This window comes from Amycolatopsis sp. NPDC058278, assembly GCF_042881395.1.
Taxonomy (GTDB): domain Bacteria; phylum Actinomycetota; class Actinomycetes; order Mycobacteriales; family Pseudonocardiaceae; genus Amycolatopsis.
The window spans coordinates 93,660-100,966 of the sequence record NZ_JBHVXZ010000025.1; the positions used below are offsets into that span (position 1 = coordinate 93,660).

A 7,307-nucleotide genomic window follows, 5' to 3' on the forward strand; every position below is an offset into this window, starting at 1 on the left:
GTCCCTGCGCAAAGCTAGCCGGTTTCGTTAGCTTTGTGAGGTGACGCACTGGCGCGCCGACGAGTGGGCGGAAGCGGTCCGGGCCGGCATCCGCGGGCGGGGTCTTTCGCTGGACGAGGCCGCGCGGCGCATCGGCGTTCCGACGTCGACGCTGCGCAGCTGGCTCGAACACCGGCACGCGCCGAAGGTGACCGTCTTCGACCACTGGGCCGAGCTCGCCGAGGTCACCGGGCTCGGTGAGGCCGAGCTGCTGCGGGTCGCCGGGGTGCTGCCCGACAGCCTCGCGAGCCCGGTGCACGTCGCGCAGGCGGCGAAGGCGCTGCGGGAGGGCATCGACCGGGCCGGGCAGTTCCTCCGCCAAGCCACCGCGCTGGTGTACTCCTCGCCCGGCACGCAGGTGGCCAACGCCATCGCGGCGTCGCCGATCGACTGGGAGATGCGGATCCGCTCGGCCACCCGCGGCGACGAGGTCCGCGTGACCTACCACCACTACGTCGGGATCGTGCCGCCGCGGGACTTCCCCCACGACGACGCCGAGGTGCGCCGCATCATCGAGCACGAGGTCCTCGGCGAGCTTTGGCGGCCGCTCGGGCTGTACTGGCGGGTCGCCGAGGTGCACGACTGGCACGAGCCGCCCCGGCTGGTCATCCAGGTGCCCGAGCAGGAGGCGACCCGCCCGCCCGTGCCGTCGCCGGTCGTCGCCGCGCCGCCGGTGGTCGTGCTGTCGCCGATCTGGGGCTACGGCGAGCTGCTGGCCTCGCTGGTGGCCGACGGCCTCGGGTTCGGCAACGTCGACTTCCGCTACTTCGGCCTCCCCGACGCGATGGAAGACCGGGTCCGGATCACCGCCCGCGAGCTGGCCGGACCCGCACCCCGGCTGGTGCAGTCGGTACCGCCGATCATGCTGCTGCACGGCCTGGCCGTGCCGGACCTGACCGGACGGCTCCCGGTCGTGGTCCGCTACGGCCCCCGCATGCGCGAGCGGGCAGCGCGTATTTACCGCGAGCCGCTGCTCGAAGCAGGGTTCGCGGACCCTCTCGAGGGCGCCCGCGCGATCGAGGAGGCGATCGCGGTCCCGCCGGGCTGCGCGTACTTCGAGGTGACCCTGGACGACGCCGACGTCTTCGACGGCGACCGCCCCTGCATGGACCGGCTCAACGACTCGGTGGCGTGGCACGCCGAGCAGATCGTCGAGCAGGTCCTGCTGGGCGCGGGCCTGCCCCCGGTCCCGCTCGGCGGGCCGTTGAAACGCCTGGTCCTGCCCTCGGGGAGGGTGCGGCGCCCACCGGCCCTTGCCGGGAAGGTGGTGCACCGGGGCGGCGGTCGAGATCACTGTGGTGTTGGCCGGGTGAAGTAGACGTCTCCCGGAAGCGCCGGGTACCGTAGCCGCCACAACTGCAGATCGGGCCGTCGAGCCGAGGCGGGAGAGCCCTCACGAACTCAGTGGGGCACCGAAGGAGCAAACTCCCCGGAATCTCTCAGGTATCCGCTACCGCTTCGTGCGAGGCCACTCTGGAAAGCAGGCGCACCCGCGCCTCACCCAAGGTGAAAGCCGTGTCGCACACGGTGAAACTCTCAGGTGCCATGACAGAGGGGGAGTTCCCAGCGCACCGTTCTGTCCGGTGCCCGGCCCGAGGAGCTCCCGATCACTTCCACGCAGTTCGACGCCCGCCACATCGGCCCGTCCGAGGCCGAACGCGCGAAGATGCTCGCCGAGTGCGGTTACGGCAGCCTGGACGCCCTGGTCGGCGCCGCCGTCCCGAGCGCCATCCGCGCCACCGCCGACCTGCGGCTGCCGCCCGCCGCGTCCGAAGAGGACGCCACCGCGGAGCTGCGCGCCCTCGCCGCGCGCAACCGGCCGATGACGCAGATGATCGGCCTCGGCTACTCCGACACGGTCACCCCCGGCGTGATCCGCCGCAACGTCCTCGAGAACCCGGCCTGGTACACCGCGTACACGCCCTACCAGCCGGAGATCTCCCAGGGCCGCCTCGAAGCGCTGCTCAACTTCCAGACCATGGTCGCCGACCTGACCGGCCTGGCCACCGCGAACGCGTCCCTGCTGGACGAGTCGACCGCCGTCGCCGAAGCCGTCACGCTGATGCGCCGCGCGTCGAAGTCCAAGTCGAACAAGGTCGTGCTCGACGCCGAGTGCCTGCCGCAGACCATCGCCGTCGTGCGGACCCGGGTCGAGGCCCTGGGCATCGAGGTCGAGGTCCGCGACCTGCTGACCGGCCTGCCGGAGGAGTTCTTCGGCGTCGTCGTCCAGTACCCCGGCGCGTCCGGCGTGCTGCGCGGCCGCGGCTTCCACCACGCGATTTCCGAGTCGGCGAAGGCCGCGGGCGCGCTGTTCACCGTCGCCGCCGACCTCCTCGCGCTCACCCTGATCACCGCGCCCGGCGAGTTCGGCGCCGACGTCGCCGCGGGCTCGACCCAGCGCTTCGGCGTCCCGCTCGGCTACGGCGGCCCGCACGCCGGGTACATGTCGGTCCGCTCCGGCCTCGAGCGGTCGCTGCCCGGGCGCCTGGTCGGCGTCTCGGTCGACGCCGACGGCAACTCCGCTTACCGACTCGCGCTGCAGACCCGTGAGCAGCACATCCGCCGCGAGAAGGCGACGTCGAACATCTGCACCGCGCAGGTCCTGCCGGCCGTGCTGGCCGCGATGTACGCGGTCTACCACGGCCCGGACGGCCTGAAGAAGATCGCCCAGCGCGTCCACGGCCTCGCCGCGGGCTTCGCCGGGGCCCTGCGCAAGACCGGCGTCGAGGTCGTGCACGAGTCCTTCTTCGACACCGTCGTCGCGCGCGTGCCGGGCCGGGCCGCCGAGGTCCACGCGGCCGCCCGCGAGGCCGGGATCAACCTCGGTCACGTCGACGCCGACCACGTCCGCGTCGCCTTCGACGAGGTCAGCACCCCGGCGATCACCGCGAAGGTGCTGCGTGCGTTCGGCATCGAGGCGGACGTCGAAGACGGCGTCGCCCTGCCGAACGGCCTGGCCCGCGAGAGCGGCTTCATGGGCCACGAGGTCTTCGGCACCCACCGCTCCGAGACGGCGATGCTGCGCTACCTGCGCCGGCTGTCCGACCAGGACTACGCGCTCGACCGCGGCATGATCCCGCTCGGCTCCTGCACGATGAAGCTCAACGCCACCACCGAGATGGAGCCGATCAGCTGGCGAGAGTTCGCCGGCATCCACCCGTTCGCGCCCGCCGAGGACGCTTCGGGGTACCACACGCTCGTGGGGCAGCTCGCGGACTGGCTGGCCGAGGTCACCGGCTACGACAAGGTGTCGCTCCAGCCGAACGCGGGCAGCCAGGGCGAGCTCGCCGGCCTCCTCGCGATCCGCGCTTACCACCGCGCGAACGGCGACGAGGCACGTGACGTCTGCCTGATCCCGTCGTCGGCGCACGGCACCAACGCCGCGTCCGCGGTGCTCGCCGGGATGCGCGTGGTCGTCGTCAAGTGCACCGACGAGGGCAACGTCGACCTGGCCGACCTGCGCTCCAAGGTGGACGCGCACAAGGACACGCTCGCCGCGATCATGGTCACCTACCCGTCCACGCACGGCGTGTACGAGCACGACATCGACGAGCTGGCGAAGATCGTCCACGACGGAGGCGGCCAGGTGTACGTGGACGGCGCGAACCTCAACGCCCTGCTCGGCCTGGCCAAGCCGGGCGAGTTCGGCGGCGACGTCTCGCACCTGAACCTGCACAAGACCTTCTGCATCCCGCACGGCGGCGGTGGCCCCGGTGTCGGCCCGGTCGCGGTGCGCGCGCACCTCGCGCCGTACCTGCCCAACCATCCGCTGCTCGATGCTGCGGGCCCGGAGACCGGCGTCGGCCCGATCAGCGGCGCGCCGTACGGCTCGGCGTCGATCCTGCCGATCTCCTGGGCCTACGTCCGGATGATGGGCGCGCCCGGCCTGACCGCGGCCACGAAGGTCGCCGTGCTCGCCGCGAACTACGTCGCCTCGCGCCTCGCGCCGCACTACCCGGTGCTCTACACGGGCCAGGACGGCCTGGTGGCGCACGAGTGCATCCTCGACCTGCGCCAGCTCACCAAAGAGACCGGCGTGACGGTCGACGACGTCGCCAAGCGGCTCATCGACTACGGCTTCCACGCGCCGACGATGTCGTTCCCGGTCGCGGGCACGCTGATGGTCGAGCCGACCGAGTCCGAGGACCTGGGTGAGATCGACCGGTTCATCGCCGCGATGATCGCCATCCGCGCCGAGATCGACGAGGTGGCTGCCGGTCGCTGGACCGCCGAGGAGTCGCCGCTGCGGGGCGCTCCGCACACCGCCGAGACGCTGGTCGGGGAGTGGGACAAGGCCTACGACCGCGAACTCGCCGTGTACCCGGCGGGTGTTTCGCGGAAGAACAAGTACTGGCCCCCGGTGCGCCGCATCGACGGCGCCCGCGGCGACCGCAACCTCGTGTGCTCCTGCCCGCCCCTCAACGCTTACGAAGGCTGACAGTGTCCAAAGAGACCTCCCTGCACGGAGTCCACAAGGGACTCGGCGCGCTGTTCACCGACTTCGCCGGCTGGTCGATGCCGGTCCGCTACGCCAGCGAACTGGCCGAGCACAAGGCCGTCCGCGAGGCGGCCGGGCTGTTCGACCTTTCGCACATGGCCGAAATCCACGTCACCGACAAGCAGGCGGCGGACGTCCTGGACTTCGCGCTGGTCGGCAACCTGACCGGGGTCAAGCCGGGCCGGGCGCGGTACACGATGATCTGCAACGCCGAGGGCGGTGTCCTGGACGACCTGGTCGTCTACCGGCTGGCCGACGAGCACTACCTGGTCGTCGCGAACGCGGGCAACGCGCAGGTCGTCGCGGACGCCCTGCAAGAGCGGGTCGCGGGCTTCGACGCCGTGGTGGACGACCGCAGCGAGACGACCGCGCTGATCGCCGTCCAGGGCCCGAAGGCCGTCGAGATCCTGGGCGCCGTGACCGACGCCGACCTGGACGCCCTGAAGTACTACGCCAGCGTCCCGGCCTCGGTGAAGGGCCACGACGTCCTGCTCGCCCGCACCGGCTACACCGGCGAAGACGGCTTCGAGCTGTTCGTCGACGCGGACGAGGCACCGGCGTTGTGGCGGCTGCTGCTGGAGGCGGGGGAGCCGCACGGCCTGGTCCCGGCGGGTCTGGCCTGCCGCGACACGCTGCGGCTGGAAGCCGGGATGCCGTTGTACGGCAACGAACTCACCGTCGGGCAGAGCCCGTTCGAGGCCGGGCTCGGCCGGGTCGTCAAGTTCGAGAAGCCCGGCGACTTCGTCGGCCGCGCGGCCCTGGAAGAGCGGTCCGAGGCGGACGTCCCGCGCGTGCGCGTCGGGCTCAAGGGCGCCGGTCGCCGCGCGCCGCGGCACGGCTACGCGGTGCTGGCCGACGGCACCGAGATCGGCGAGGTCACCAGCGGCGCGCTGTCGCCGACGCTGGGTTACCCGATCGCCATGGCGTACGTCGATCGGGCGTACGCCGAGCCCGGCACCGAGCTCTCCGTCGACATCCGGGGCAGGATCGAGCCTGTCGAGGTCGTCGCCCTGCCTTTCTACTCCCGCGCGTAAAGGACTGTCTGAACTGTGAGCATCCCCGAGAACCTGCAGTACACGAAGGAACACGAGTGGCTGAAGGTCGAGGACGGCGTCGCCACCGTCGGCATCACCGCCTTCGCCGCCGAATCGCTCGGTGACATCGTGTTCGTCCAGCTGCCCGAGGCCGGCTCGAACGTCACCGCGGGCGAGGTGTTCGGCGAGGTCGAGTCGACCAAGTCGGTCAGCGAGCTGTACGCGCCGGTCTCCGGCGAGGTCGTCGAGGTGAACGGCACCACATCGGACACCCCCGAGGTCATCAACTCCGACCCGTACACCGAAGGATGGCTCCTGAAGGTGCGTCTGACCGGGGACGTGCCGGACCTGCTCGACGCCGCCGCGTACGCCCAGCTCACCCAGGAGAACTGATGTCGACGTTCGACCAGCACCTGTCCGAAGTCGACCCCGAGGTCGCCGCGGCCGTCGCGGACGAGCTCACCCGCCAGCAGTCCACCCTGGAGATGATCGCCTCCGAGAACTTCGCCCCGGTGGGCGTGCTCGAGGCGCAGGGCTCGGTGCTGACCAACAAGTACGCCGAGGGCTACCCGGGCCGCCGCTACTACGGCGGCTGTGAGCACGTCGACGTCGTCGAGCAGCTCGCGATCGACCGCGCGAAGGCCCTCTTCGGCGCCGAGCACGCCAACGTCCAGCCGCACTCGGGCGCGCAGGCCAACGCGGCCGCGATGTTCGCCGTGCTCAAGCCGGGCGACACGATCCTCGGCCTCGACCTGGCGCACGGCGGTCACCTGACGCACGGGATGAAGATCAACTTCTCGGGCAAGCTCTACAACGTCGTCGCCTACCACGTCGACAAAGAGACCGGGATCGTCGACCTCGCCGAGATCGAACGCCTGGCCGTCGAGCACGAGCCGAAGCTGATCATCGCCGGCTGGTCCGCGTACCCGCGTCAGCTCGACTTCGCCGAGTTCCGCCGCATCGCGGACCAGGTCGGCGCGAAGCTGATGGTGGACATGGCGCACTTCGCCGGGCTGGTCGCGGCCGGGCTGCACCCGTCGCCGGTGCCGCACGCCGACATCGTCACCACGACCACGCACAAGACCCTCGGCGGCCCCCGCGGCGGGCTCATCCTCTGCCGCGAGGAGCTGGCGAAGAAGATCAACTCGGCGGTGTTCCCCGGCCAGCAGGGCGGGCCCCTTGAACACGTCATCGCGGCCAAGGCCGTCGCGCTGAAGATCGCCGCGAGCGAGGAGTTCAAGGAGCGCCAGCAGCGCACCCTGGAGGGCTCGCGGATCCTGGCGTCCCGGCTGTCGCAGGAGGACTGCGCTTCGGCGGGCGTGCGGGTGCTGACCGGTGGCACCGACGTCCACCTGGTGCTGGTCGACCTCGTCCAGTCCGCGCTGGACGGCCAGCAGGCCGAGGACCGGCTGCACGAGGTCGGCATCACGGTCAACCGCAACGCCGTCCCGTTCGACCCGCGGCCGCCGATGATCACGTCGGGCCTGCGGATCGGCACGCCGGCGCTGGCCACCCGCGGTTTCCAGGCGGACGACTTCGCCGAGGTCGCCGACGTCATCGCCGAGGCGCTCAAGCCGGACTTCGACGACGCCGTGCGTGCGAAGCTCCGCGACCGCGTCGAGACGCTGGCGAAGAAGCACCCGCTGTACGCGGACCTCGCGCGATGAGCGCGCTGCCCGAGGGCCGGAAGCTGTTGCGTCTTGAGGTTCGCAACAGTGAGACGCCGATCGAGAAGA

At 71.3% G+C, this 7,307-nt stretch carries 5 protein-coding genes and 1 riboswitch; all 5 genes read left to right on the forward strand.

Annotated elements, in window-relative coordinates; genetic code table 11:
- Positions 1–40: 40 nt before the first annotated feature.
- The 5 genes from ACFVYA_RS15850 (at position 41) to glyA (ending at position 7,238) form a co-directional block, all read left to right on the forward strand.
- The gene (locus tag ACFVYA_RS15850; protein ID WP_387045568.1) at positions 41–1,357 is read left to right on the forward strand and encodes a helix-turn-helix domain-containing protein; all 1,317 of its coding nucleotides are present in this window, start codon (positions 41–43) and stop codon (positions 1,355–1,357) included.
- Positions 1,358–1,502: 145 nt separating this feature from the next.
- Positions 1,503–1,601: riboswitch (glycine riboswitch) on the forward strand.
- A gap of 44 nt (positions 1,602–1,645) precedes the next feature.
- Positions 1,646–4,477, forward strand: coding sequence for an aminomethyl-transferring glycine dehydrogenase (gene gcvP, locus ACFVYA_RS15855; protein WP_387045581.1), 2,832 nt, complete (start codon positions 1,646–1,648; stop codon positions 4,475–4,477).
- 2 nt (positions 4,478–4,479) lie between these two features.
- Positions 4,480–5,571: a glycine cleavage system aminomethyltransferase GcvT gene (gene gcvT, locus ACFVYA_RS15860; RefSeq protein ID WP_387045570.1), complete on the forward strand. Its 1,092-nt coding sequence runs from the start codon at positions 4,480–4,482 to the stop codon at positions 5,569–5,571.
- Positions 5,572–5,586: 15 nt separating this feature from the next.
- Positions 5,587–5,964: a glycine cleavage system protein GcvH gene (gene gcvH / locus ACFVYA_RS15865; protein WP_387045572.1), complete on the forward strand. Its 378-nt coding sequence runs from the start codon at positions 5,587–5,589 to the stop codon at positions 5,962–5,964.
- Positions 5,964–7,238, forward strand: coding sequence for a serine hydroxymethyltransferase (glyA, locus tag ACFVYA_RS15870; RefSeq protein WP_387045575.1), 1,275 nt, complete (start codon positions 5,964–5,966; stop codon positions 7,236–7,238). The genes gcvH and glyA overlap by 1 nt, the downstream gene beginning before the upstream one ends.
- Positions 7,239–7,307 lie beyond the last annotated feature (69 nt).